Source organism: Halorarum salinum (assembly GCF_013402875.1).
GTDB classification, from domain to species: domain Archaea; phylum Halobacteriota; class Halobacteria; order Halobacteriales; family Haloferacaceae; genus Halorarum; species Halorarum salinum.
In genome coordinates this window covers 1,648,003-1,673,079 of the sequence record NZ_CP058579.1, presented here as the reverse complement: position 1 = coordinate 1,673,079, position 25,077 = coordinate 1,648,003, and the positions used below count along the sequence as shown (strand labels likewise).

The following is a 25,077-nucleotide window of genomic DNA, read 5'->3' as shown; positions in this document are numbered from 1 at the left end:
CCGGTGGGCGTAGACTGGCATGGCCGTCGACACGATAGCGGTCCTCGCGGGCGCGTCGTTCCTCTCCGCGGCGCTCTGTGTCGCCGTCGTCCCGGCGGTCCACCGGGCGACCCGGGGGAGCCCCGGCCACGTCCGGACGCTCGCGACCGGGACGCTGGTCGCGGCCGGGCTGTGGGCGTTCGCGCACGGCTCCGCGCTGAGCGCGACGACGCTCGCGGCCCAGGAGACGTGGACGACCATCGGCCTCGCCGTCGGCGCCCCGCTCGTCACCTGCTGGTTCGCGCTGGCGTACCATCGGAGCCGCCCCGGGGGACGGCTCGGCCGCCGGACCGCCGCCCTGCTCGCCGTCGAGCCGACCGTCGCGGCGGTGGGGGCGCTCTCGGCGGGCGACTGGTACGTGGCGGGGACGACGGTCGTGAGCGTCGACGGGGCGTTGCTCTCGGTGCCGGCGCCGGGCGTCGGCCTCCGTCTCCACGCGGCCTACACCGCTGCAGTCGTGGTCGCGGGCGCGGCGTCGCTCGGCCGCGAAGCGCTGGACGGCGGCCGGGACGCCCACGGGCGCGCCGCGCTCCTCGTCGCCGCCGCGCTCGTCCCCGGCGTGACGTGGGGCCTCTGGCTGCTCGACGTGCCGGGGCCGTTCGCGGTCGACTACACGCCGATCTCGCTCGGCGTCTCGGCGCTCTACGTGTACGTCGCCACCCGCAGGTACGGGCTGTTCGGCCGCCGGTCGGTCGCCCGGGACGCGGTGTTCGACGGCCTCCGGGACGCGGTGGTCGTCCTCGACGACCGGGGGGCGATCACGGACGCGAACCCGGCAGCCTGCCGACTGTTCGGGGTGACCGACGGGGATCTGGGCCGACGCGCGGGGGCGGTGCTGCCCGAGGGAGTCCCGGTCGAGCGGCCGGCCGAGGACGACGAACGCGCAACCGTCCGGCTGACGGCGGACGGCGAGGAGCGGTTCCTCGAACCGCGGTGGACGCCGCTCCCGACCGCGGGTGCCGGCACCGTCGTGTCCTTCCGGGACGTGACCGAGCGCCGGCGCGTCGAGCGTTGCTACCGGGCCTACGTCGAACACAGCCGCGACGTCGTCGTCGTGGCCGACGCGGACGGGATGCTGGAGTACGTCAGCCCGGCGGTCGAGCGCGTGCTCGGCCGCGATCCGGAGCGGATGGAGGGGACGCCCATCACCGACCACATCCACCCGGACGATCGGCGCGACGTCGCCGCGCCGTTCGCCGAGGCGCTCGACACGCCGGGCGAGAGCGTCCGCGTGACGTTCCGCGGTCGCCACGCCGACGGCGGGTGGCGGACCCTCGAGGGCGTGGGCGTGAACGGCTTCGAGGACCCGCGCGTCGGCGGCTTCCTCGTCTCGCTCCGGGACACGACCACCAGGGACCGCTACGACCAGCGACTGAAGGTGCTCACCCGCGTGCTCAGACACGACCTCCGGAACGAACTGAACGTCGTTCTCGGGTACGCCCGCGCGCTCGCCGACGCCGACCGGGAGGCGGTCGCACGCAAGGGGACCACCATCCGTCGCGCGGCCGAACGACTCGCCGAACTCGGCGAGCGCGTGCGCGGCGTGGACCGGACGCTCCGCGACGCGGACCACGGCGGCCGGCCGGTGTACGTCAGCGAGGTCGTCGAGGCGGTGGCGGACCTGGCGGGCGAGCGCTACCCCCGGGCGACGGTGACGACCGACTGCGAGGAGCGGGTCGCGGCCTACGCCGACGGCCTGCTCGCGACGGCGCTGTGGAACGTCGTCGAGAACGGCATCGTCCACAACGACGGCGCCTCGCCGACGGTCGCTATCTCCGCCACGACGGAGTGTGGCACGCTCGAACTCCGCGTCCGGGACGACGGACCCGGCATCCCCCCGGCCGAACGGTCCGCCGTCGAGGCCGGGAGGGAGACGCAGCTCGAACACGCGAGCGGGCTCGGCCTCTGGCTCGTCCGCTGGGCGCTGGACGGCGTCGACGGCGAACTGGCGTTCCCGTCGACCGACGCCGGCGGGGCGGTCGTCCTCCGACTCCGCGCGGCCGACCCCGCCGAGGCCGAGGACGCGCCGGCGACTTCGCCGGCGGAGTGGGCCGGGGTCGGCGGACGCCGGGACGTCGAACGGCCGGGGGGAACCGGCGCGGCGGGGACCGACTAACCGACGAGCACGAGCGGCTTCCAGTCGCCCCGCTCGCGGACGTCGGTTCCCGCGTCGAACGCGCGTCCGTGGACCGCCACGAGCGCGGCGAGTTCCGCGTCGCTCGCGTCGAGGGCGGCGCCGAACTCCGGCCAGACGCGCGGCGGGACGAGCAGGAAGTGGACGTCGTCCGCCCGGGCGACGAGGGGGTCGTGGGAGAACGCCCGCCGGTACTCGAACACGAGGTCCGACACGCCCGGGTAGTCGGCGACGGAGTCCTGAAGCCGTCCCGCGAGCGCGCGGAGCGACGCCTCGTCGACGTCCGACTCGGCCGCGACCGCCGGGACGTGGTCGGCGAGGGCCGGCGGCGGGGACGGCGGACGCGACGACGGCGACGGCGACGACGGGGAGCCGTCGGACCGTTCGGGGTCGGTACCGGTCATCGTCGTCCGTACGGCCGCCGCCGACAAGAGCCGTCCGGTGGGTCGAAGTACGGGGCCGATTCAGGGGAGGTATGAACGGTCGAGGCGCGCGGCGGATCCGGCGGTCCCGGCGACGGACGCGACCCGGTCGGCGTCCCCGCCGGAGGGAGACGGGCCGCGCGGGGGTGGCCCGGTGAGGCTCGTCGTGGGCGAGGCGATCGTGGACCTCCACCCCGCCGAGACGGGGGACGCCGGAAGCGCCGACGCGTACGCGCGCAGAGCCGGCGGCGCGCCCGCGAACGTCGCCGTCGGCCTCTCTCGGCTGGGGGACGCACCGCTGTTCCGGACGCGCCTCGGGGAGGACGGCTTCGGCGACTTCCTCGCCGCGACGCTCGCGGACGAGGGGGTGCCGGCTGACCTGGTCGAACGGGACCCCGACGCGCCGACGGGCCTCGCCGTCGTCGGACGCGACGCCGGGGGTGACCGCTCGTTCTCCCTCTACCTCGACGGCACCGCGAGCGTCGGCCTCCGGCCGGGAAGCGTGGACGACGCGACGCTCGCCGGGGTCGACTGGGTCCATATCGGCGGCGTCCTGCTGGCGTTCGAACCGGCCCGCTCGGCGACGATCGACCTCCTCGAGCGGGTTCCCGACGGGACGTCCGTCTCGTTCGACCCGAACGCCCGACCCGGACTCGGGCGCGGGTTCGACTACGGGGCAACCCTGGAGCGGGTGTTGCCCCTCGTCGACGTCGTCGTCGCCTCCGGGGAGGACGTCCGGCCGGCCGGCTTCGCCGGCGACCCGCCGGAACTCGCGCGGTCGCTCGTGGCGGCGGGCGCCCACACCGCCGTCCTGACGCGCGGCGCCGCGGGCGCGTACGGCTTCGCGACGGACGACGCGCCCTGGGGCGGCGCGGAGGCGGACCACGGCGGTTTCCCGGTCGATGCGGTCGACACCACCGGCGCGGGCGACGCCTTCACGGCGGGCGCGGTCACGGCGCTCTCGGAGGGCCGCCCGTTCGCGGACGCCCTCGCGTACGCGAACGCCGTGGCCGCGGCGTCGACGACGGCCGAGGGGGCGATGACCGCGCTCCCCGACCGGGAGGCCGTCGAGGGGTTGCTCGCCGGGGAGTGACCGGGACCGGCGGGCGACCGCGGTCGGCGGCGGACCGGACCCCGCACGTTCTTGCCCGCCGGGGCGGAACGACCGCCCATGAGCCCCCACGAGCGCCGGACGCGCGAGGCGCAGGCCCGCCTCCGCGAACGCGGCGACGACTGCCTGGTCCTCTTCCCGAGCACGAACCTCCGGTACCTCTCCGGGTTCGACGAGCACCCAGGCGAGCGGCATCTGCTGCTGTTCGTCCCGGCCGCGGGGCGGGACGCGGCGGGAGGGACGGGCGGGTCGGACGAATCCGACGGCGACCCCGATCCGGTCTTTCTCGTCCCCGAACTGTACGGCGAGCAGGTGCGCGAGGAGTCGTGGGTGCCGGACGTGCGGACGTGGGCGGACGACGCGGACCCGCGGGCGGCCCTGGCGTCGGTCCTCGAGGATCTGGGGGTCGACGGCGGGCGCGTCCTCGTCGACGACACGATGCACGCCCGGTTCTCCCTCGACCTGCGCGCGGCGCTCCCGGGCGCCGCGTTCGGGCTGGCCTCCGAGGTGCTCGCGGACCTCCGCGTCCGCAAGGACGAGGCGGAACTCGACGCGATGCGGCGGGCGGGAGAGGCGGCCGACGCCGTCGTCGAGGACCTGCGGGAGCGGGACGCCGACGTGGTGGGCGACACCGAGTCGGAACTGGCGGCGTACGTCGCCGACAGGCTGGCGGCCACCGGCGGGACGGGCGTCTCCTTCGAGACCATCGTCGGCTCCGGGCCGAACGGCGCGATGCCCCACCACGCGCACGGCGACCGGGCGATCCGGGCGGGCGACCCGGTCGTGCTCGACTTCGGAACGCGCGTCGACGGCTACCCCTCCGATCAGACCCGGACGCTGGCGTTCGGCGCGGACGAAAACGGGCCGGGCGGGGAGTTCCGGGCGGTCCACGACGTGGTGCGCGAGGCGCAGCGGGCGGCCGTCGAGGCCGTCGAACCGGGCGTCACCGCGGGCGAGGTCGACGCGGCCGCCCGCACGGTTATCGAGGAGGCGGGCTACGGCGAGGAGTTCATCCACCGGACGGGCCACGGCGTCGGGCTGGACGTCCACGAGGAGCCGTACGTCGTCGCCGGGAGCGACCGCGAACTGGAGGCGGGGATGGTCTTCAGCGTCGAACCGGGCGTCTACCTCCCCGGCGAGTTCGGGGTCCGCATCGAGGACCTCGTCGTCGTCACCGACGACGGCCACGAGCGGCTGAACCGGACCGACCGCGGCTGGCGCTGCTGAACGGTCGTCGCCCGCGACCGCCGGAGGGTTCGGGGCGGCCTAAAATTGTCAGAACGTCGAGTTGTTTATCGGGGGCGGCCGCTTACGCGGAGTATGGTCGCGCCGGACGCCCTCGTCGTCGTCGCCATCGCCGGGTCGCTGACGGCGCTCGCGACGGGGCTCGGCGCCCTGCCGTTCTTCGTCGTCGACGACCTCTCCGACGGGTGGAACGTCGCGCTGTGGGGACTCGCCTCGGGAATCATGGTCGCGGCCTCGGTGTTCGGACTCATCTTCGAGGGGCTGGCCGAGGGGACGGCGCTCCGCGTCGGGGCCGGCGCGCTCGCCGGGGCCGTGCTGGTCGCGGTCGCCCACGAGGTGGTGATGGACGCCGACGTCGACCCGAGGGAGTACGAGGAGGCCGACTTCCGGAAGCTGGTGCTCGTCCTCGGCGTCCTCACGGTCCACTCGTTCCCCGAGGGCGTCGCGGTCGACGTCTCCTTCGCCGAACTCGGCCTCGACGGCGGGATCCCGCTGCTCGGGCTCTCCGTCCCGCTGCTCGCGGTGTTCATGACCGTCGCCATCTCCGTCCACAACGTCCCGGAGGGGGTGGCGGTGTCCATCCCCCTGCGCGCCATGGGCGTCTCGCCGCCGCGGATGGTGTGGTGGGCGGTGTTCTCCAGCCTCCCGCAGCCGATCGGCGCGGTCGTCGCGTTCGGCTTCGTCAGGTACGCGCGGGCGTTCCTCCCCGTCGGGTTCGGCTTCGCGGCCGGCGCGATGGTGTATCTCGTGCTCACGGAGTTCGTCCCGGAGGCGCTGGAGACGGGCGCGGACCTCCCCGGCGGCGGGAAGCGCGAACTGGCGGCCGGCGTCGCCGCGGGCGTGCTCGGGACGGTCCCGCTGCTGTGGATTTAGTGCAGTGCCGTAGAATCGGGGGTAGTACCGCGAGGGAGGGAGCGAAGCGACCGACCTCGCGGAGTTTCGGCACTGGCGAGCAAAGTTCGTCTCGCGGCCGGAAACCGTCGGTTCCCGCCAGCGTTGCGGGAAATCTTCGATTTCCCGTCAGCGGTGGGATTCCGGAGGGGTCCCACAGCACGAACGGGTTTTGCCGGGGGTCGACGAGCGAGGGCCGGAGGCCCGAGCGAGGAGGCCCCCGGTCAGTAGAGGCTCCGTGCGAACAGTTCAGTGCGAGTGACCCATCGCGTCCTGCAGGCTCTGCCCGAAGCGCTCCTCGAACAGCTCCTCGGCCTTCTCGTTGATCTCCTCGACGTCGTCGGGCGTCTCCCCCTGGGAGTGGTGAGCGATGGCGTGGGCCTGCTGGGCGAACGCCTGGAGGATCACGTCGGTGACGACGTGGCTCGGCTCCTCGCCCTGCTCGGCCAGCATGTCGACGAGGCCGGCGGGCAGTTCGACGGCGTCGGAGTCGCCGTCGGGTCCTTCGACTGTGTAGGTTTCCGTGTCAACCATGGCTCGTATCTGGCGTGCCGGGCCTAAAGGTCCGTGGGTATTCTGCGATGCTTCGGTCGATTCCGCCGGGGCCTCCCGACCGACCGGAACACCCCGGAAGCCCCCGCGGCCCCTTCCAGTCCCACCCGTAGCCGGTCGTGCCGGCCACCGCGATCGGAAGACCGGTGGGAACGCACGGCGGAGGGCCGGCCATCGTCGCGGCCGGTGGACGGGTGAAAAACGATCAGCGGCCGGCCGGTCAGTCGTCGCTTTCGGCGGTTACGGGTTCGCCGCCCGCCGCCTCCGTCCGCTCCAGTTCGTCGAGGTAGTCGTCGGCGTCGATCGCCGCCTCACAGCCCATTCCGGCGGCGGTGACCGCCTGCTGGTAGTGGAAGTCGACCACGTCGCCGGCGCCGAAGATCCCCTCCACGTCCGTCCGGGTCTGGCCGCCGCCCGCGCCGCCGAGGGTCTTGATGTACCCCTCCGCGTCGAGTTCGACGCCCGTGTCCCGGAGGTAGTCGGTGTTGGGCGTGTGCCCGATTGCGTAGAACGCCGCGCCGACCTCGAACTCCCACTCCTCCGTCTCGGGGTCGTCGAGGCGGTCCGTCGGGTAGCCCTCCGGATGCCGGACGAGCGTGACCGACTCGACGCCGTCCTCGCGCGTCCCGTGCAGATCCGTGACCTCGGTGTTGAGCATGAGTTCGATGTCGCCCTCCTCGACGTGCTCCATCAGGCGGTCGACCCAGTAGTCCTCCGCGCGGAACTCGTCGCGCCGGTGCGCGAGGTACACCGTGTCCGCGAACTTCGTGAGGAAGACGGCCTCCTCGCAGGCCGCGTCGCCGCCGCCGACGACGAGCATGTCCTCGCCGCGGAAGAACGCCCCGTCGCAGGTCGCACACGTCGAGAGCCCGTAGCCCATCAGTTCGTCCTCGCCCGGAATCCCGAGCGTCCGGGCGCTGGCGCCCGACGCGGCGATGACCGCGTCGGCGGTGTAGACGTCCCCGTTCGTCAACTCGACGCGGAACGGGCGCGAGGAGTCGTCGACCGACGCCACGACGCCGTTCTTCACCTCGGCGCCGAAGCGCTTCGCCTGCTCCTTGGTCCGGTTGATGAACTCCGCGCCGTTGATCCCCTCCGGGAAGCCCGGGAAGTTCTCCACCTCGGAGGTGAGCGTGAGCTGTCCGCCCGGCTCGTCGCCCTCGAAGACGAGCGGCTCGTCGTTCGACCGCGCGGCGTAGATGGCCGCGGTGAGCCCCGCGGAGCCCGTTCCGGCGACGATCAACTTCCTGTGTTCGACGGCGTCGGCGGCGTCACTCATTGGAGGTGAGTACTCGCCTGGCCGGTTTGTAGGTTGTGCTGTCCGACGCGCGGGGCGCACCCCCGACACCTGTTGACGGACCACGTTGACACCCCAGGTGTACCAGTTCCGGCACCTCACGGCCGCACGAACGGGTGCCACGGTTGTAACGAACGACTTAGCCTCCCCCTCGCATCGCTCCGCCGAACAGCCGACAGGGTGGGAATGGAAGGGGCCGCGGCTATCGAGGAAGGCGGACCCGTAAAGCGACGCGAGACCGAAGGTCTCGCTAGTCCTCAGACTGCGTCTGAGGGCACCACAGGAGCGAGCGCAGCGAGCGACGAGGAGCACAGACGTGGTCCCCCGACTCGATAGCCGCGGGGGCTTCCGGGGCCGTCACGGCGACTGGAGCGGTGCAGTACCCAGCACCAGGATCGGCGACGCCGTGATCCACGAACGGGAGCCGAAGCACTCACGACCCTCCCGAAACCATCACGGAACCGAGAGCCGATGCCAGCCGACCTCGACGAGAAGACGACCCGATACGGCGAGATGCTCGCGGACGCGCTCGCCGAGGCCGAGATCGTCGTCCCCGAGGGGACGCCCCTCCACGACGCCGCCCTCGAGTGCCGCGAGATGGCGGTCTCCTACCTCGAGGACGGCCGGCACTTCCGCGAGGCCGACGACCCGGTGAACGCGCTGGCCGCCTACTCGTACGGCTACGGCTGGCTCGACTGCGGGGTCCGACTCGGCCTGTTCGCCGTCCCGGACGACACCGACCTGTTCACGAGCTGAGCATCGCTCGACGTCCCGGGCCGACGGACGCGCGGACCTCCTGACCCTCCCGGTCGCCCTCGGGGGCCCTCCCGGTCGCCACCGGAGTTTTGCCCTCGCGCGGCGACGGTCCATACATGTCGACCCTCGAGTTCACGGACGTCCTCGTCCCGACCGACGGCAGCGAGACGGCCGACGCCGCGCTCGGGACCGCGCTATCGCTCGCCTCCCACGTCGGCGCCAGGGTGCACGTCCTCTCGGTCGTGAACCCGTACGTGCTCTCGAAGGTGACGGACGTCGAAGCGCGCCGGTCGGAGGCCGAGGAGACCGTCGAGGGGGCGGCCGACCGCGCCCGGGAGGCGGGGGTACCGGTCGAGACGGCGGTGAGCGTGGGCGCCCCGCACGAGGCCATCGCGGGGTACGTCACGGACCACGGCGTCGACGTCGTCGTGATGGGGACCCACGGGCGGACCGGCGTCGGCCGGGCGCTCATGGGGAGCGTCACGGAGAAGACCGTCCGCACGGTCCGCGTTCCGGTGTTGACCGTCCACGAGGAGGGGCCACGGTTCGAGCCGTCCCGGGTGTTGCTCGCGACCGACGGCAGCGGACCGGCGGCGCGGGCCGAGCGCGTGGGGCTCGCGCTCGCCGGCGAGTTCGGCGCGACCGTCGAGGCGGTGAGCGTCGTCGACACCGCCCCGCTGACCGCCGGGAGCGACCCGGTCGGCCAGGGGACACGCGCCCTCCAGGACGTTCGTGAGGCGCTGACCGAAGGGGCCGAGGACGCGGTCGCGACGGTCGAAGCGGACGGCGAGGCGGCCGGCGTGACCGTCGAGACGACCGTCGGCGAGGGTCGCCCCCACGAGCGGATCCTCGCGGCCGCCAGGGAGCGCGACGCGGACGTGATCGTGATCGGCACCCATGGTCGCGGTGGCTTCGAGCGGTTCGTCCTCGGGAGCGTCGCCGAGAAGGTGCTCCGGCTCTCCGACCGGCCGGTGCTGGTGGTGCCCTCGGACGGGACTGACTCGGGAGCGTAGGCGGACGCGACGGTCGACCGACGGGAACCGGCCCACCTCCCGGACGGCTACTCGAACCGGTAGGTCGCCCCGTCCTCGCCGTCCTCGACCGCGACGCCGAGCGCCTCAAGGTCGTCGCGGAGTTCGTCCGCGCGCTCGTAGTTACCCGCGGCCCGCTCCTCCTCGCGAACGTCCAGGACGAGTTCGACCAGGTCGCCGGCCAGTTCCACGTCGCCGGCCGCCTCGCGGCCGAGTTCGAGGCCGAAGACGTCGCCGCCGAACTCCTCGAACGTCTCGACGGCGCGGCGGAGCCCCCGGTAGTCGTAGCCGTCGGGCCCGTCCGCGTCGGCCGACGCGCCGGCGGCGTCGGACGCGACCGCCGAATCGACGTGGCGGTTCACGGCGCGTCCGAGGTCCAGCAGTGCGTTGAACGCGGTCCGCACGTCGAGGTCGTCGTTCATCGCAGCCGTGAACTCCCCGCGGGCCGTCCCGACGGCCTCGCGGAGGGCCGGGTCCTCCCGTTTCGTCCGCGCGTCGACGGAGTCGCACGCCTCGACGGCGGCCTCGTAGGCGCGTTCGAGCCGTTCCCACCGCTCCTCCGCCTCGGCGACGGCGTCCTCGGAGAACGTCTGGTCGCCGCGGTACTGCGCGCCGAGGTAGAACGTGCGGACGACGTTCACGCCGAACTCGTCGAGCGCGTCGCTCGCGGTGAAGAAGTTGCCGAGGCTGGAGGACATCTTGTCCTCCTTCGTGCGCAGGAGGCCGTTGTGGAGCCAGTAGCGCGCGAAGGTGTGACCCGTGGCGGCCTCGCTCTGGGCGATCTCGTTCTCGTGGTGCGGGAAGACGAGGTCCCTCCCGCCCATGTGGACGTCGAGCGTCTCCCCGAGGTGGGTCATCGACATGGCCGAGCACTCGATGTGCCAGCCCGGCCGGCCCTCGCCCCAGGGCGACTCCCAGGTCTGGCCGGACGGGAGCCCGTCGCCGTCACCCTCGCCGTGGTCGTGTTTCCGGTGTTCCCTGACGGCGTCCTCGTCCACCCCGCCGGCCTTCCACAGCGCGAAGTCGGCCGGGTGGCGCTTCTCCGCGAGTTCGTCGGGGTCGGCGTCGGACTCGAGTTCGTCGAGCCGCTGGTTCGACAGGTCGCCGTAGCGGTCGAACCGGGTCACGTCGAAGTACACCGAGCCGTTCGTCTCGTAGGCGTACCCCCGCTCGACGAGCGCCCCGATGAGGTCGATGATCTCGGGGACGTGCTCGGAGACGCGGGGGTACACCTCGGCGCGGAGGAGGTTCAGCCGGCGCATGTTCTCGATGGTTTCGCCGGTGAAGTGACGGGCCACGTCGGCCTCGGTCTCCCACCCCTCGCGTTCGCCGACCCGGGCGGTGATCTTCTCGTTCACGTCGGTGACGTTCTCGACGTGTCGCACGTCGTACCCGAGGTACGCGAGCCAGCGGTGGAGGACGTCGGCGTGGAACCACAGGCGCGCGTGACCGAGGTGCGCGTCGTCCGAGACCGTCAGCCCGCAGACGTACAGCAGGACTTCGCCGTCGTCGTCGACCTCGAACGCTCGTCGCTCACCCGTCAGGGTGTCGGTCACGGACAGGGTCATTCGGTCGTCGCTATGCGACCCTGCGGGTTAAAGTGTCGACGTTCGTTCCCGCGGAGTCGACGACGACGACGTCGAGCGGAGGTCGAGCGGCGTCCCGGTCGGATCCACGTCACACGACGTCGCGGCCGCGCTACGTCACGTCCTCGTGGACCGGGGTGGCCGTCCTCGACTCCGACACGTCCCGGAGTTCGGCGAGCGTCCCGTCGGCCTTCCAGCTCCCGACGACCGCCGCCAGACCGTCTCGGTAGGTCGGATACGCGGGCTCCCAGCCGAGATCCTGCTTCGCCTTCGCGTTGGTCGTGGGGGTCGGACTGGTGAGTGCCTCGGCGTTGGTCTTCCCGACGAAGAGCCGGGCCAGCCATGCGGGAACCCGACGCGGCTCCGGGGCGTCCAGCAGGTCAGCGAACGTCCCGAAGAACTCCGCCCCGGTCGCCGGTTCGTCGTCGACGACGTGGAAGACCCCGCTCGCCTCCGTCTCGATGGCCGCGACCGCCGCCGCCGCCGCGTCGTCGGCGTGGACGAACGGGAGGTCGGCGTCCCGCCGGCCGAGCAGGCCGCCACCGACGACGGGCACGTCGCGGTCGAGCAACCGGTCGCCCCACTCGCGCGTGTCCCGGGCGTCCGGCGCGTAGAGGAACCCGTAGCGGAGGACCGCCGCGTCGAAGCCGTCCCCGGCGGCGCGCTCCTCGAGGAGGTCCTCGACGTCGGCGGCCGAGCGCGTGACCCTGTCGGGGTGCCGGTCGGCCGTCTCGTCGAACCGCGAGCCGTCGGGCTGGCGGGCGACCCACACGACGCTCGGAAACAGCACCTGTCGGACACCCGTGGGGGCCGCGGCGAGCAGGTTCCTCGCGCCCTCGAGACGGACCCTGTCGTTGCGCACCCACTCCTCGTCGCTCGGCTTCGTCGAGGCGGGGATGGCCGTCGCGGCGTGAACCAGCACCTCGACGTCGTCGTCCATCGCCCGGTCCAGCGTCCCCGGTTCGAGGACGTCACCTCGCCGCGGGGTCCCGCCGCGTCGTTCGACGATGCGCTCGCCCCCCTCGTCCCTCGCCAGTCCGACGACTCGTGGCCGCCGTCTGCGAGCCCCTCGACGAGTCGACGCCCGAGCACGCCCGTCGCGCCGGAGATGAAGGCCTTCACGCCACCCCGTTTGGCGTCGGCAGGGGAAGCTCTACTGCCGCATTCGCGCGGGGAGTTTAAGCCGGGCGACGGGAAGGCTCCCGGCATGAAGCACGTCCGGGTCCGCATCACCGCGGGCGGTCGCGAGGCCGAGATCCACCCGATGTACGACGTGTGGGCCAACGCGGAGTTCCTAGAGCGCGCGACCGCCCTCCAGTGGAACTACACCGGCGACGCGCTGGGCATCCTCCACTACGCCGTCGGCGACGCCGACGCCTTCGAGGCGGCAGTCGAGGGGATCCCGGAGGTGCTCGACTACGACGTGGTGCGGGCAGGGAGCGGGTCGTTCTACGTCTACGTGCGGGACGCCACGACCGAGGAACTGGGGGACCTGTTCGGCCCCATCACGGAGGGCGGACTGGTCGTCGTCCCGCCGATCCGGTACCACGAGGACGGGACGGTGACGCTCGCGCTCTTCGGCCCGGACGCGGAGATACAGGCTGCCCTGGAGCGCGTCCCCGTGCCCGTCGACGTGACCGTCGAGGCGGTCGGCGGGCTGGACGCGACCGCCGCGACCGTCGAGACGCACCTCAGCGTACGCCAGCGCGAGGCCGTGGAAGCGGGTCTCGAACTGGGCTACTACGAGGTCCCGCGCGAGGCCGGCCACGAGGCGGTCGCCGCGGCGCTCGACTGCGCGCCAAGCACCGCCGCGGAGCACCTCCGGAAGGCGGAGTCGAAACTCGTCTCCGTCGTGTTCGGGCGGTAGCTTCGGGTCGAGCCCTCCGGACGAGGGGAAGGAAGCGGTCGTGACCGCACCCCTCGCCACGGCGAACCCGCACCCCGGAATCGACGCCGACGTCGATGCTCCCCGGAAAGCACTTGCCACGCGTGTCGGTGGTCCCCGTATGGTCCTACGGCACGTGCTCGCCCTCCTCGCCGTCCTCGTCGCGCTCTCGCTCGTCGGATCCCCGGCCACGATGGCCGACTGGGGCGAGCAGGCGTCGTTCTCCGTCGAACCGGTCGAGCGGTCGGAGGTGGACGGGGAGACGCCAGTCCTCCGGTACGAGACGCTCTCGTCGGACGCTCGAAGCGCCGTCCGCCGCGCCGTCGAGTCCCCCGACGGCCACCACGTCGTCTACGGCAGCGGGGACCGGCCCGAGGAGTTCTTCTACAGCGACTACGCGGTGCCCGGGCAGGGCGTGTACGCCGTCGTCTACGAGGGCCGGCACTACCGGCTCACCACGTACGCGGCCGGCGGCTTCCCGTTCGTCTACTGGCTGCTCGAACTCCCGTTCGTCGCCTACGGACTCGTCCTCGCCTGGGTCGGCTACCCCGCGTACCGGGGCGAACGGTCGGCCCGGTTCGCCGCGCTCGCCGTCGCGACCGGGGTCGCGTTCCACCTCCTCGGCCCCGAGTTCGACTTCCCCCTCCTCGACCCGATGCAGTTCGTCGGCCTCGGCGCGGTCGCGACCGTCCTGCTGGCGGGATGGCTGATCGGTGTCCCCGCCGGGGACGGCCGCGAGGTGGACGCGAGGTGAGGCACCCGTAGCGTCGACCACCCTGGTTTCGCCGGGGTCGTGACCGGCCGGTGAACCCCGGAGCCGGGTCCCCGGCAGATTTATATTAGCCCGGTCTAATATTAGCATGTCCTAAAATGAGTTCGGAGACCGACGCCGAGACGATCGACGCGAATCGCCGGGAGGCGGCCGACTGTTGCTCCGTCGGCCACTCCCTGACCGACGAGGAGGTGGCCGCCGACGTCCGGACGCTCGCGACGCTCGGCAACGACACCCGGTACGAGGCGCTCCGGCTCATCGCCGGGAGCGACGACGGGGTGTGCGTCTGCGACATGGAGCCGGCGCTCGGCGTGAGCCAGGGAGCGGTCAGCCAGGCGCTCTCGCGGCTGTTCGGCGCCGGACTGGTCGAACGGCGGAAGGAGGGGCGATGGCGGTACTACACCGCGACGCCGCGCGCGGACCGACTGCTCCGCATGCTCGACGAGACGAGGTCCCTCGACGATGACTGACGAAGCCCCCACCGCGGACGCCGACGACGGCCGGCCCGACCCCGCGACCCAGCGTGCCGCCGTACGGGAGCGGTACGGGCGCATCGCCACGGAGTCGTCGTCGTGCGGATCGTCCGGGTGCTGTGGCGACGGCGGAGCCGACGGGGAACCGTCGCCCGAACGGGCGCGCGAACTCGGCTACTCGGACGACGACCTCGACGCCGTCGACCCGGGTGCGAACCTGGGGCTCGGCTGCGGGAACCCGACCGCCATCGCGAGCCTCGAGGAGGGGGACGGCGTGCTCGACCTCGGGTCGGGCGCCGGCTTCGACTGCTTCCTCGCCGCGCGGGAGGTCGGCCCGGAGGGCCGCGTCGTCGGCGTCGACATGACGCCGGAGATGGTCGAACGGGGCCGCGAGAACGCCGAGGCGAACGACGCGACGAACGTCGAGTTCCGCCTCGGCGAGATCGAACACCTCCCGGTCGCGGACCGGTCCGTGGACGTGATCCTCTCGAACTGCGTCGTCAACCTCTCGCCGGACAAGCCGCAGGTGTTCCGGGAGGCGTACCGCGTCCTGCGCCCCGGCGGACGGCTCGCCGTCTCGGACGTCGTGTTGACCGCCGAGTTGCCGTCGGGTTTGCGGGCCGACCCCGCGTCGGTGGCCGCCTGCGTCGGCGGCGCGTCGCCCGTCCCCGCGCTCGAGACGATGCTCTCGGACGCCGGGTTCGTCGGCGTCTCCGTCGAGCCGAAGTCCGACAGCGACGAGTTCATCCGCGACTGGGACGACGAGCGCGACCTGAGCGACTACGTCGTCGCGGCGACCATCGAGGGGGAGAAGCCGAAGACGGGGGCGCACCCGTGATGCCGAAGTCGACCCGTTCGACCGCGGACGGGAAGCGGGAGCGGCCGAACGCATCGATCGGTCCGATCGGGCCGGCCGACTCGGCGGACACGACCACGACCGACACCCTACGACCCACCAACTGACAGATGCACGTACCACCATCCATCCCGCGGGACGGACCGTTGATCGACCAACCGACGTGGCGGAGCGTCCTCGTGAGTTACGCCGCGATGGCCGCGATTCCCCTGTCGCTCTGGGCCGTCAGCCGGCCGCTGGCCGCCGTCGCGGTCCTCGCGGCCGCCGCGGCCCTGTTCGTCGGCGTTCGACGCGCCCCCGGACTGGCCCGTTGTTACCGCGAGTGCCGGGGAATCGCGTTCGACCTGGGCGGAACCGTTCGGGTCACGATCGCCTGGGAGCCCACCCGTGACCCGGCCTAGCCGGCGATCCGAGTCGGGGAAACGACGCCGCGTTCGGCACGGTTACCCGAACGGATCGCCGCCGACGGAGGCCGACGGGATCGCATGACCGACCCCTCGATCGTCCTTCGGGAGGCGGACGCGGACGACCTCGACCGCGTCGAGGCCACGCTGGAGGCCAACGACCTCCCGCATCGGGACGTACGGACGTCGCCGGGGCGGTTCTTCCTCGCCCGTTCCGACGGGGAGCGCGTCGGCGTGGGCGGCGTCGAGATACGCGGGTCGAACGGCCTCCTTCGGTCGGTCGTCGTCGAGGAGTCGAGCCGCGGGCGCGGCTACGGGGCGGCGCTGTGCGAGGCGCTGGAAGACTACGCACGGGGGAACGGGGCGGAGACGCTGTACCTGTTGACCACGACCGCGCCGGGGTTCTTCCGGGGACGCGGGTACGTGGAGGTCGACCGGGAGGACGTCCCGTCGAGCGTCCGGGCGACGACCGAGTTCGCGGACCTGTGTCCGGCGTCGGCGACCTGCATGGGGAAGCGCCTCGACGGGTAGTCTCCGGCACCGATCGACCGTCGTCGGTCGATCCGGACCGGGAACCCGCGTCCGGCTACGACGAAAGCGCCGCCTCGACCGCCCGGACCGCCGTCGCGCCGTCGCGCCGCCCGACCGCGACCACCAGTTCGCCGTCCGCCACGCCGGCGCCCTCCACGTCGACCCCCGCGGTTCGGAGGCGGCCGAGGGCGGCCTCCAGCGCGCGGACGTCCACGTCGCCCGCGGCGACGACGGCCGTCAGGTCGCCGCCGTCGGCGGCGAACCGGGTTCCCGCGACCGAGAACACCGACTCCCCGTCCGCGTCGACCGCCGCGCGACCGAGGCCGCTCCGCATGCTGACCCGGGCGTCGGCGTCGACGGACGGCGGGTCGAGGTCCGCGGCGAACCGGCGCAGCGCGGTCGCCACGGCGTCCGTCTCGGCGTCGAGGTCGAGCGTCTCGGCGGCGGCGGCGTAGTTCACCACGCCGGCGCGCAGCGCGTCGAACAGGTACGGGCGGGCCCGGACGGCCCCGCGGGCGTCCTCCGCGACTGTCATACCTCCGCGCTCGGCGTCGTCCGCGATAACACCGGCGGTTTCGGGGAACCTGCGACTGGTTCGCGAGCGGAGCGGGGACCCGGTCCCCGGTCGAGGCGGCCGGCGACTGAAGCGAGTTTCTGTACCGGGACGTACAGAAAGGTAATTCAGATTACCCTTTTGGGGCCGGGGCGCCACCGTTCACCTGCATGAGGCCGAAGCCACCGGACACGAACGATCCGCTGCTGGAATCGCTTCGGGGCCCGCGGACCGACGGGTCGCTCGCAACGTCGCTCGGGGTCGCACTCGCCGTGGTGGCGGGCGTGCTGGCGACGACGGCGCCTGCGGTCGCCGCAGGCGTGGCCGCGCTGCTCGCGGCCGGCTACCTGCTCGCGGGGCTCCGACGACGCGGGGACGGGCGCGACTCGCGTCGCCGCCGTCGGCTCTGCGTCCCCCGGACGACCGTCTGCGTGGAGGTGTGACGCGGCGGGCCGCGTTCGCACCGTCGGAACGGTCCCCCGTTCGGCCCTCCCCCCTCGCCCGTTCCTCGTCGATCGACGGCGGCCGCGGAGACGGCCGCCGTGCTCGTTTTCCGGGGACCGGATCGATCCCTACATCGGCAGCGCCGCGGGGTGACCGTGTGGGTCGGCGCGAGTCGAGGCGGTCGGGAGCCGTCGAGCGTGATCGGGGGCTGTCGAAGGCGATAAGGCCGCCGCCCCCCTGCTCCCGCCCATGAGTCAGGCGCTGGTCGTCGTCGCCCACGGGTCCCACCTGAACCCCGACTCGAGCGCGCCGACCCACGAGCACGCGGACACGGTCCGCGCGACCGGCGCGTTCGACGAGGTCAGGACCGGCTTCTGGAAGGAGGAGCCGAACCTCCGGGAGGTGCTCCGAACGGTGGACGCCGAGGAGGTGTACGTCGTCCCGATGTTCATCTCCGAGGGCTACTTCACCGAGCAGGTCATCCCCCGTGAACTCCGGCTGGAGGGCTGGGACGTGGCCGACTGGGAGTCGGACGGCCTCTCGGCGGACGTGGCGACCTACGCCGCGACGGACACCGGCCAGACGGTCCACTACTGCGGCCCGGTCGGCACCCACGGGTCGATGACCGACGTGCTGGTCCGGCGCGCCGAGAGCGTGACGGGCGACCCCGACGTGGGGGAGGGGTTCGGCTTCGCCGTCGTCGGCCACGGCACCGAGCGGAACGAGAACTCCGCGAAGGCGATCGAGTACCACGCCGGGCGCGTCCGGTCGATGGACCGCTTCGACGAGGTCGAGGCGCTGTACATGGACGAGGAGCCCGAGGTGGACGACCTCCCCGACCACTTCGGGAGCGAGGACGTCGTGCTCGTCCCCCTGTTCGTCGCCGACGGGTTCCACACCCAGGAGGACATCCCCGAGGACGTGGGGCTCACCGACGACTACCGGACGGGCTACGACGTGCCCGCCGAGGTGGCGGGCCACCGCGTCTGGTACGCGGGCGCCGTCGGGACCGAACCCCTGCTGGCCGACGTGCTGCTCGAGCGCGCCGCGGACGCCGGCGCCGACGTGGGGGACGCCGTCGAGGACGTCCGCGAGACGACGCGGGTCGCCGCCCCGGAGGCTGACGACTGAATGCGGGCCGCACAGTTCGACGCGCTCGTGACCGCCGTGGACGCGGAGTCGGGGAGCGGCGGGGCCGAGGGAGCCGACGACGCCGAGCGAGCGGCCGACGCGACCGGGAGCGACGGCGTCGCGTTCGAGGGGCTGGCCGTCTCCCGTGACGCCGACGGCGGCTACCGGTTCGAGACGCCCGACGTGACCGCCGCGGGGCTCCCGGAGCCGGAGCTACGAACCCACGCGGAGGGCTCGCCGTACGTCACCAACTGGTACTTCTGGGAGCGCGAGGTCGGGCGACGCGGCTCCCCCCGCCGTGCGTTCCTCCGCCGCGCCGAGGCGGCGGACGACCGTCCGGTTCCGGAGCGGTACGACGCGCTCCGCGAGGGGCTCGTCACCGAGTGGGGTCAGCTCCGGATCGAGGCGACGCTCGGCGCGGACGGCGCGCGCCGGTACGACCTCCGCCACGTCGACGACGCGGGCCGGGACGTCGCGGAACTCGATTCACACGACGACCCGCTCGACGCGCGCGAGATCGCGAAACTGGACGGCGACGGCCGGTACCGGCCGCTGAAGACCGCGCCGTCGCTGCGGACGGGGTGGGCGTTCCCCGACCTCGGCCCCCGCGCCGTCCTCGAGGCGGTCGAGGCGTTCTACCCCGCGACGGTGGCGAACTGGTACCGCGAGCGCGAGGGGGACCTCGACGTCAGCCACTGGCGCGAGACCGCGGAGCGCCAAACGGGCATCTACGACGTCGTGGACGAACTGCCGCGGGAGGCCGTCGAGCACGTGGCCGAAGCGTGCTGCGTGGACTCACAGTGCCTGAAGCGCCGCGAGTGGGAGTACGAGGCGGGCGACGACCTGGCCGCCGACGGCGGGGACGGCCCCTTCCCCTGCCGCGAGCCGTGTTCGGTCGTCGTCGCGGCCTCGCGCACGTGGACGAAACTGGAGCGGGAGGCGGAGCGCGAGTACACGTTCACGCTCACGCCGAGCGAGAAGGAGCAGATCGAGGCCGTCCTCGAGGCGGTCGCGGAGGGTCGCGTCGGCGGGATCCGCGAGGCAGACGTCGCGGAGGGCGCGAACCGCTACCGGACGCGCTACCTGCGGGCGAAGCGAACGGACGAGTCGGGCGACCTCTGCGGGATCCCGACCGAACGGGACGACGAGTAACGCGGAACCGACGCCGGGCCCCGACCGGGAGCGAACCCGGTTTTTCGGCCGCCTCAGTTCAGGAGCACGTACGTCGCGGCCGCGACCGCCAGGACGACCGCGACCAGTCCGAGCGTGACCACGGTGCTCCCCAGCGTCGCCGCGGCGGCGACGCCGACCGCGAGCGCGAGGGCCGCGAACGCGGCGACGAGCAGCGTCGTCGAGTCGAACCCGAGGGTACCGATCGACCGCTCGCCGGCGTCCGATCCGCCGTACCCCGTCGTCCCGTCCCCGGCCTCGCTCCCGCGCGGCCGCGAGAGCGACTCGTCGACGTCGACGCCGCGCGGCCCCTCGCGGGGCGAGAGCGTCACGTCAACCCCGGTCCCGTCCGTGCCGTGGCCGGTGATCACGTCGAGGCGGCCCGAGACCGGTTCGGGGACGTCCGCCGCCTCGACCCTGACCCGGTGGGTCTCCCCGTCGTCCACGTAGTGGTTCGTCTCGCCGACGGCCGTGAGTTCGGCGAGGCGGTCGCGGAACCGGAGGTGGACGTGGACGGCCGCCCCCCGGTTGTCGAGGACGACGGTGAACGGCCCGTCGGCTGCGAACGTGGCGGGGGCGTCCGCGGCGTTCAGGCGGTCGCCGTTGAGGACGACCCGGAGCGGTTCCGAGGACACGTCCGTGGATGGCGGCATCCGGACAATAAACCTTCGCGTGGTTACGCCTCCCGCATGTCCGGCGGGAGGAGGTTCGGGATGCCGTCCTCGATGGGGTACGCCTCGCCGCAGTCGGTGCAGGTGAGCGTCCCCGAGACGATCTCCTCGTCGTCCTCGCGCTCGTCGACCGAGAGTTCGAGGTCGTGCTTGTCGAGCGGGCAGCAGATGATGTCCAACAGGGACTCCTTCATTGTCGGGTCGTGCGCCCGGACCGGCCAAAAGCCTACGGGTTCGATGGGGGCGAACACGCGTGCGTGGGACCGGGAAGCGGGAAACCTGGCTCCGTCGGAACCCCCGAACGGGGATCGGTGGTGCCGCCTCCCCGTCGAGAACGGGGACGCTATGGATCGTTCAGGAGTTCGGACTCGGCGTTCCCACGGGGATGCGTGCCACAGTCCCGGTCGGTCGAAGTCGTCCCTCTTCCGTTCATCGAACGGGGGACGCTCGCCCGCACGCCGGGCACTTATAGGGCGTTGCGGATTGCTAAGCAGATCCACATATGGACGGTTAAATCGAAAGCCGTCCGGGGTTCTAAACTACATAACAAATACAACCGGTACGGGTGATCGATGACCATAGGTTTCTCCGAGCCGGTCGTACGACTCCCCGATGACTGACCCGGACCTCGACGACATCGATCGAGCCATCCTCTACGAGGTACAGAAGGACGCACGTAACAACACGAACGCCGCGATCAGCGAACGCGTCGGCGTCTCGGCCAGCACCGTCGGCAAGCGCATCGCTCGGTTGGAGGACCACGACGTCATCGAGGGGTATCGTCCCGAACTCGATCACGAGCGGGTGGGCTTCCCGTTGCACGTGCTGTTCATCTGTACGGTCTCGATCACCGACCGCGAAGCCCTGATCACCGAGACGCTCGACCTCGAGGGCGTCCTCGACGTCCGGGAGCTCATGACCGGCCGGGAGAACGTCCACATCAGGGTCATCGGATCCTCGAACGACGACATCACCCGCATCGCCCAGCAACTCGACGGGATGGGCTACACGGTCACCGACGAGATTCTCATGCGGGACGAGTACACCAAGGCCTCGGACTACTTCGACGTCCCACCTCCGGACGTGTAAGCACCGAGAGCGAGAAGGGCCGCTTCGGAACCAGTGCGAAACGGGTTCGTTGCACTCGGTTCGACGTGTATGCCAGAATCGAGTACGTTGGCGCTTTCTTGCGATGGATCCGAAAGGAGGTGTTCCAACAGCGTTTTTGTCCAACGTAGCCTCGATCCGGTGCACGCAGAATGAGTGTCAAACCAGCCGTTCGAGATGTTTCGCCCAGTAACGCAGTGATCGAAGCAGTTGCGGCCCGCGAGGACACCGACTCGACGAACCTCGACGTCCCGCTTTTCGAGGCGGTCGATCCGGAGGCGCTGAACGACCTCGTTCGGACTGCCGATGCGGGAAGCGACCGATCGCCGCTTCGGATCGAGTTCACCTACTACGGGTACGACGTGAGCGTCTCGGCCGACGGCTCGGTCGACGTCTCCGCGGACCGGTAATCAGTACGACGGGGAGCCGTGGCGCCGTTCTACGAACTCGACTGTACCGACTGTTCGTTTCGGACGGCGGTGGCCGCCGAATTCGCCGAGGTGTTCGCCGAGGTCGAGGCCCATCAGCGGGACCGGCGGGACGACCAGTGCGTTCATTTCGTAAACGTCCACCGACGGGGGTGATGCTCCGTGCGGGTAGTCGTCGCCGCCGGGTCTGCCAGCGCGATCAGGAGTGATCCGAAAGGCCGCCCGCTTACGGGGCTGCGGACTCGAAGCCAGTTTCGGACGTGACCCCCGTCCACTAAGCAGCTCCCAGCGTCGCATGCGCAGTGGGTCGAGATTCCCAGAACACGTCTTCGAGGGTACTCTCCGCGCTGGTTCCCATGCGATGTTCGAGTTCGCCGGGCGGGGCCGTTCGTGCCGAGCGCGGGTCGGGCCGGTAGCGTGGTCCGAAGGGATGGACCGGGCGTGAGCCCGGTTCGTCAGGTCGAGACCCTGCTCGAGGTCCAGTTGACCGCGATGGTCGTGCCGGGGTCGACGCGTTCGGTGGGGGTCACCTGGATCACCCGCGCCCACGTGCCACCGCTGGGGGCGGTGTAGATCATGCCGCCGCAGTAGCAGTCGACCTCCAGCGCGGGATCCTCCTCGTCGTGGCCGTCGTGGGGATAGCCGGTGCGATCCCAGGCGCTCCAGTCGAACGTCTCGCCGTCGTGACGCGCGACGAGGGTGACTTTCAGTGGTTCACCGACGGTCGTCGTCCCGTAGTGGACGTCCTCCTGGTCGGTGTCGACGGTGTCGAGCGCCCGTGGTGACTCGGGGAGCAGGTCCACCTGGCTGAGATCCTGGGTGTCGTAGGTCTTCGTGGCGTGAACCTCGGCGTCCTCCGGCGCGTGATACACCTCGGTCGTGAACGGAAGCGACGAGTCCTCGAGGCGGTACCCGAGCAGGACCTCGTCCGAGGGGACCGACGTCTCCTCGACCAGCGTCGGGTGGATCTCCTCCGGATTCTGGGCGAACTCGACGGAGTCGGGCGGCCCTGCGTCCGTGTGTTCGGGGGTGTGCGCGGCGTCAGTGTGTTCGTGCGTGGCGGTCTCGGTCGACGCCTCCGTCGGCGTCGACGCGGCCGTCGGGGTGTCGGTCGGCTCCCGTGTGGGGGTCGACGACCCCGGCGAACTACAGCCGGCGAGACCGGCGACGGCGACGCTGCCGATCGTTTGGAGTGCTCTCCGCCTGGCGCGATTCGTCTCTCCGTCCATGGACGAAGGTGTCGGCGCGGTCTGTTATACCCCCATGACCCTTTCAGTGAAACGGACCGCTTATCATCGGTCTAAACGCGCCGTGTCGCACGCCGTGTGATCGCACGTCGTTCGGAGTAGCTGGTTTTCGACGGAAGTCCTTGGCGAGCTACCACGTTTCGGCGGTTGCAGTCGGCGGTTCGCGTGGTTCGCGCACCCGTGGTAGCCGCGCAGGACCTCGTAGCGACCGTTCCCCCGGATCGCGTTCGAACAAGACCCACCAACGCGGTCGGAGCCGCCGAGTCGTCCGCCCCGAACGCCATCCCGAGGCTCGTGCCGTCGGGAGTGCGGCCGATCGGCGTCCGGTCCGGTCGCTTCCCGTCGCAGGAGGTCAGTCGGGACGACCAGCGTGGCCGAAGCGGTCGCCCGCCACGAAACCGGTCGAATAGCGGACCTACTCCCAGGGGTTCGCGCGGACGACCGTCGCGTCCCGGTCGGGGCCGACGCCGACCGCGTAGACGGGCGCGTCGACCTGCTCCTCGACGTACTCGAGGTACTCCCGGGCGCCGTCCGGGACCGCCGCGTACCCCTCCTCGGCCACGGCGTCCCAGTCGACCCCGGGCCACGGCTCGAACTCGCGGAGCACGGGCTCACAGCGGGCCCACTCCTGGGTCGTCGCGGGCATCGTCTCCAGCCGCTCGCCGTCGAGTTCGTACGCGTGTCCGACCTTCAGCTCGTCCAGGCCGGCGAGCACGTCCACGTGGTTGACGGCGACGCCGGTGAACCCGCTCACCCGGGAGGCGTGCCGGAGCATCGGCACGTCGAGCCAGCCGATGCGGCGCGGGCGGCCGGTGACGGTGCCGAACTCCCCGCCCTTCTCGCGGATGAAGTCGGCCAGTTCCTCGTCCTCGCCGTCGAGCTCGGTCGGGAGCGGCCCCTCGCCGACCCGCGAGAGGTACGCCTTCACGACGCCCACGACCTCCCCCCGGCCGACGACGGTCGGACCGACCCCGGAGCCGACCGCGGCGGCACCGGCGGTCGGATTCGAGGAGGTGACGTACGGGTAGTTGCCGTGGTCGACGTCGATGAGCGTCCCCTGGGCGCCCTCGAACATGACGTTCCGCCCGGCGGCCCACTGCTCGTGGAGGAACTCCCCGGCGTCGACGGGCATGTCGTTCTCGCGGAGGCGCTCGCCGAACGCCGCGAACTCCCCGTGGAGCGCGTCGACGTCGCACTCCTCGCCCGCCTCGAGGCCGTACACGTCCTCGATCAGCGCGCGCTTCTGCGGGACGGCGTACTCCAGTCGCTCGCGGAGCACGTCGGGGTCGAGCAGGTCGCCGACGCGGATCCCCCGGCGACCGGCCTTGTCCTCGTAGGTCGGGCCGATGCCGCGGCCGGTCGTGCCGACCTTCACGTCCGAGTCGGCCTTCGCCTCCTCCTCGATCCCGTCGAGGCGCCGGTGGTACGGGAGGATGACGTGCGCGCGGCGGGCGACGCGGACGTCGGGGTCGAGTCCCCGCTCGCGGAGCGCCTCGAGTTCCTCGAACAGCGTTCGAGGGTTGACGACACAGCCGTTGCCGAGCACGCCGACCTTGTCGCGGACGGCGCCCGAGGGAACGAGCGAGAGCGCGTACTCCTCGCCGCCCTCCACGACGGTGTGGCCGGCGTTGTCGCCGCCCTGATACCGGACGACGACGTCGGCCTCCCCGCCCCAGAGATCGACGAGCGCCCCCTTCCCCTCGTCCCCGAGCTGGGAGCCGACGATGGTTACGGTCATACCGTCGCTCCCTTCCGCGCGACCCGGTAAACCGATTACGGTCCGACCCGCTCGAACATCCACGTTCGTGCCCATGAGTCGAAGCGGTCAGTTCGAGTTGTGGTCGGACGTGCATCGGAACGGGGGCCGGGCGAACGGAACTGTTAACCTGTCCCACCCCCAACGACCGGGTGCTACCCGTTCGCCGACCGGTTTCGGTCCGTTCCGGCGTCCCCGCCGGGACGGAGGGTAACTTTTAAAACCCGGACGCACAAGTTAACATGTGGCATGATAGATCGACTTGAGAAGGAGGTGGACATGCTGGAGCGGCACCTCCAAGTCCTCCGGATGGTCATCGAGAACGAACCCATCGGGATCGTAAAGATGTCGAACGAGACCGGCTACCCCCACCACAAGGTCCGGTACTCCCTGCGCGTGCTCGAGGAGGAGAACCTCATCGAGCCGTCGAGCCAGGGTGCGATCACGACCGAGCGGACCACCGAGTTCGTGGAGGAACTGGACGAGAAACTGGACGACATCATCGACAAGATCGGCGGCATGCGCATCGAGAGCGCGCCCGAAGTCGGCAACTGATTCGGTCGAGTCCGGTTCGATGTCCGTCGA

At 71.8% G+C, this 25,077-nt stretch carries 29 protein-coding genes; 19 read left to right on the top strand and 10 right to left on the bottom strand.

The genetic code is table 11. From position 1 onward, the window contains the following. Positions 1 to 19 precede the first annotated feature (19 nt). The gene (locus HUG12_RS08055; RefSeq protein ID WP_179268267.1) at positions 20 to 2,155 is read left to right on the top strand and encodes a PAS domain S-box protein; all 2,136 of its coding nucleotides are present in this window, start codon (positions 20 to 22) and stop codon (positions 2,153 to 2,155) included. On the opposite strand, the gene HUG12_RS08050 is transcribed toward HUG12_RS08055, so the two are convergent. Next, positions 2,152 to 2,577, bottom strand: a complete 426-nt coding sequence (locus HUG12_RS08050; protein ID WP_179268266.1) for a hypothetical protein — start codon at positions 2,575 to 2,577, stop codon at positions 2,152 to 2,154. The genes HUG12_RS08055 and HUG12_RS08050 overlap by 4 nt on opposite strands. Before the next feature lie 172 nt (positions 2,578 to 2,749). Between HUG12_RS08050 and HUG12_RS08045 the strand changes: the two genes are divergently transcribed. The 3 genes from HUG12_RS08045 (at position 2,750) to HUG12_RS08035 (ending at position 5,824) form a co-directional block, all read left to right on the top strand. After that, entirely contained in the window at positions 2,750 to 3,688 is a 939-nt protein-coding gene (locus tag HUG12_RS08045; protein ID WP_179268265.1) for a carbohydrate kinase family protein, read from the top strand. 78 nt (positions 3,689 to 3,766) lie between these two features. Beyond that, positions 3,767 to 4,933 carry a M24 family metallopeptidase gene (locus tag HUG12_RS08040; protein ID WP_179268264.1) on the top strand — a complete coding sequence of 389 codons (1,167 nt, stop codon included), beginning with the start codon at positions 3,767 to 3,769 and terminating at the stop codon, positions 4,931 to 4,933. 93 nt (positions 4,934 to 5,026) lie between these two features. Further along, complete coding sequence (locus HUG12_RS08035; protein ID WP_179268263.1) at positions 5,027 to 5,824, top strand: ZIP family metal transporter; 798 nt, start codon at positions 5,027 to 5,029, stop codon at positions 5,822 to 5,824. A 267-nt stretch (positions 5,825 to 6,091) separates the two neighbouring features. On the opposite strand, the gene HUG12_RS08030 is transcribed toward HUG12_RS08035, so the two are convergent. Together HUG12_RS08030 and HUG12_RS08025 are read right to left on the bottom strand one after the other, a co-directional pair. Further along, entirely contained in the window at positions 6,092 to 6,376 is a 285-nt protein-coding gene (locus HUG12_RS08030) for a DUF7545 family protein (RefSeq protein ID WP_179268262.1), read from the bottom strand. A 238-nt stretch (positions 6,377 to 6,614) separates the two neighbouring features. Beyond that, positions 6,615 to 7,673, bottom strand: a complete 1,059-nt coding sequence (locus HUG12_RS08025; RefSeq protein WP_179268261.1) for an NAD(P)/FAD-dependent oxidoreductase — start codon at positions 7,671 to 7,673, stop codon at positions 6,615 to 6,617. Positions 7,674 to 8,162: 489 nt separating this feature from the next. Here HUG12_RS08025 and HUG12_RS08020 point away from each other — a divergent pair, with 489 nt between their 5' ends. Both HUG12_RS08020 and HUG12_RS08015 read left to right on the top strand, forming a co-directional pair. Beyond that, entirely contained in the window at positions 8,163 to 8,447 is a 285-nt protein-coding gene (locus tag HUG12_RS08020; protein ID WP_179268260.1) for a DUF357 domain-containing protein, read from the top strand. Between the two features lie 116 nt (positions 8,448 to 8,563). Further along, positions 8,564 to 9,460 (top strand): universal stress protein, encoded by an 897-nt coding sequence (locus HUG12_RS08015; RefSeq protein ID WP_179268259.1) that lies wholly within the window; start codon positions 8,564 to 8,566, stop codon positions 9,458 to 9,460. Between the two features lie 47 nt (positions 9,461 to 9,507). Here the strand turns inward: HUG12_RS08015 and cysS are convergent, their stop codons facing one another. Then, a complete protein-coding gene (gene cysS, locus HUG12_RS08010) occupies positions 9,508 to 11,046 on the bottom strand; it encodes a cysteine--tRNA ligase (RefSeq protein WP_179268258.1) in 1,539 nt (512 codons plus the stop codon). 130 nt (positions 11,047 to 11,176) lie between these two features. Continuing rightward, complete coding sequence (locus HUG12_RS08005) at positions 11,177 to 12,073, bottom strand: NAD-dependent epimerase/dehydratase family protein (protein ID WP_246308195.1); 897 nt, start codon at positions 12,071 to 12,073, stop codon at positions 11,177 to 11,179. Positions 12,074 to 12,271: 198 nt separating this feature from the next. Between HUG12_RS08005 and HUG12_RS08000 the strand changes: the two genes are divergently transcribed. From HUG12_RS08000 to arsN2, 6 genes are all read left to right on the top strand, one after another. Then, on the top strand, positions 12,272 to 12,931 hold the full coding sequence (locus HUG12_RS08000; protein ID WP_179268257.1) for a helix-turn-helix domain-containing protein: 660 nt from the start codon (positions 12,272 to 12,274) through the stop codon (positions 12,929 to 12,931). A gap of 139 nt (positions 12,932 to 13,070) precedes the next feature. Next, on the top strand, positions 13,071 to 13,703 hold the full coding sequence (locus HUG12_RS07995; protein WP_179268256.1) for a hypothetical protein: 633 nt from the start codon (positions 13,071 to 13,073) through the stop codon (positions 13,701 to 13,703). Positions 13,704 to 13,819: 116 nt separating this feature from the next. Next, a complete protein-coding gene (locus HUG12_RS07990; RefSeq protein ID WP_179268255.1) occupies positions 13,820 to 14,191 on the top strand; it encodes an ArsR/SmtB family transcription factor in 372 nt (123 codons plus the stop codon). Beyond that, positions 14,184 to 15,032 (top strand): arsenite methyltransferase, encoded by an 849-nt coding sequence (gene arsM / locus HUG12_RS07985; protein ID WP_179268254.1) that lies wholly within the window; start codon positions 14,184 to 14,186, stop codon positions 15,030 to 15,032. Before HUG12_RS07990 ends, arsM begins: the two co-directional genes overlap by 8 nt. Positions 15,033 to 15,160: 128 nt before the next feature. Beyond that, positions 15,161 to 15,451, top strand: a complete 291-nt coding sequence (locus tag HUG12_RS07980) for a hypothetical protein (protein ID WP_218836422.1) — start codon at positions 15,161 to 15,163, stop codon at positions 15,449 to 15,451. 84 nt (positions 15,452 to 15,535) lie between these two features. Further along, entirely contained in the window at positions 15,536 to 15,985 is a 450-nt protein-coding gene (gene arsN2 / locus HUG12_RS07975) for an arsenic resistance N-acetyltransferase ArsN2 (RefSeq protein ID WP_179268252.1), read from the top strand. A gap of 55 nt (positions 15,986 to 16,040) precedes the next feature. Here arsN2 and HUG12_RS07970 read toward each other — a convergent pair whose 3' ends face one another. After that, positions 16,041 to 16,520: a DUF7523 family protein gene (locus HUG12_RS07970; protein ID WP_179268251.1), complete on the bottom strand. Its 480-nt coding sequence runs from the start codon at positions 16,518 to 16,520 to the stop codon at positions 16,041 to 16,043. A gap of 188 nt (positions 16,521 to 16,708) precedes the next feature. Between HUG12_RS07970 and HUG12_RS07965 the strand changes: the two genes are divergently transcribed. From HUG12_RS07965 to HUG12_RS07955, 3 genes are all read left to right on the top strand, one after another. Next, a complete protein-coding gene (locus HUG12_RS07965; protein WP_179268250.1) occupies positions 16,709 to 16,981 on the top strand; it encodes a hypothetical protein in 273 nt (90 codons plus the stop codon). 250 nt (positions 16,982 to 17,231) lie between these two features. Beyond that, positions 17,232 to 18,113, top strand: coding sequence for a CbiX/SirB N-terminal domain-containing protein (locus HUG12_RS07960; protein WP_179268249.1), 882 nt, complete (start codon positions 17,232 to 17,234; stop codon positions 18,111 to 18,113). Continuing rightward, entirely contained in the window at positions 18,114 to 19,265 is a 1,152-nt protein-coding gene (locus tag HUG12_RS07955; protein WP_179268248.1) for a DR2241 family protein, read from the top strand. It abuts the gene before it with no gap. Between the two features lie 53 nt (positions 19,266 to 19,318). On the opposite strand, the gene HUG12_RS07950 is transcribed toward HUG12_RS07955, so the two are convergent. Together HUG12_RS07950 and HUG12_RS07945 are read right to left on the bottom strand one after the other, a co-directional pair. After that, positions 19,319 to 19,918, bottom strand: coding sequence for a DUF7524 family protein (locus tag HUG12_RS07950; RefSeq protein WP_179268247.1), 600 nt, complete (start codon positions 19,916 to 19,918; stop codon positions 19,319 to 19,321). A gap of 41 nt (positions 19,919 to 19,959) precedes the next feature. After that, complete coding sequence (locus HUG12_RS07945; protein ID WP_179268246.1) at positions 19,960 to 20,148, bottom strand: methytransferase partner Trm112; 189 nt, start codon at positions 20,146 to 20,148, stop codon at positions 19,960 to 19,962. Positions 20,149 to 20,566: 418 nt separating this feature from the next. Here HUG12_RS07945 and HUG12_RS07940 point away from each other — a divergent pair, with 418 nt between their 5' ends. From HUG12_RS07940 to HUG12_RS07930, 3 genes are all read left to right on the top strand, one after another. After that, positions 20,567 to 21,043 (top strand): Lrp/AsnC family transcriptional regulator, encoded by a 477-nt coding sequence (locus tag HUG12_RS07940; RefSeq protein ID WP_179268245.1) that lies wholly within the window; start codon positions 20,567 to 20,569, stop codon positions 21,041 to 21,043. Between the two features lie 215 nt (positions 21,044 to 21,258). Then, a complete protein-coding gene (locus tag HUG12_RS07935; protein ID WP_218836421.1) occupies positions 21,259 to 21,471 on the top strand; it encodes a HalOD1 output domain-containing protein in 213 nt (70 codons plus the stop codon). Between the two features lie 18 nt (positions 21,472 to 21,489). After that, a complete protein-coding gene (locus HUG12_RS07930) occupies positions 21,490 to 21,645 on the top strand; it encodes a hypothetical protein (protein ID WP_179268243.1) in 156 nt (51 codons plus the stop codon). Between the two features lie 299 nt (positions 21,646 to 21,944). Here the strand turns inward: HUG12_RS07930 and HUG12_RS07925 are convergent, their stop codons facing one another. Both HUG12_RS07925 and HUG12_RS07920 read right to left on the bottom strand, forming a co-directional pair. Continuing rightward, positions 21,945 to 22,718, bottom strand: coding sequence for a hypothetical protein (locus HUG12_RS07925; RefSeq protein ID WP_179268242.1), 774 nt, complete (start codon positions 22,716 to 22,718; stop codon positions 21,945 to 21,947). 433 nt (positions 22,719 to 23,151) lie between these two features. Then, positions 23,152 to 24,474, bottom strand: coding sequence for an adenylosuccinate synthase (locus tag HUG12_RS07920; protein WP_179268241.1), 1,323 nt, complete (start codon positions 24,472 to 24,474; stop codon positions 23,152 to 23,154). Positions 24,475 to 24,741: 267 nt separating this feature from the next. Between HUG12_RS07920 and HUG12_RS07915 the strand changes: the two genes are divergently transcribed. After that, positions 24,742 to 25,047: a hypothetical protein gene (locus HUG12_RS07915; protein WP_179268240.1), complete on the top strand. Its 306-nt coding sequence runs from the start codon at positions 24,742 to 24,744 to the stop codon at positions 25,045 to 25,047. Positions 25,048 to 25,077: the final 30 nt, after the last annotated feature.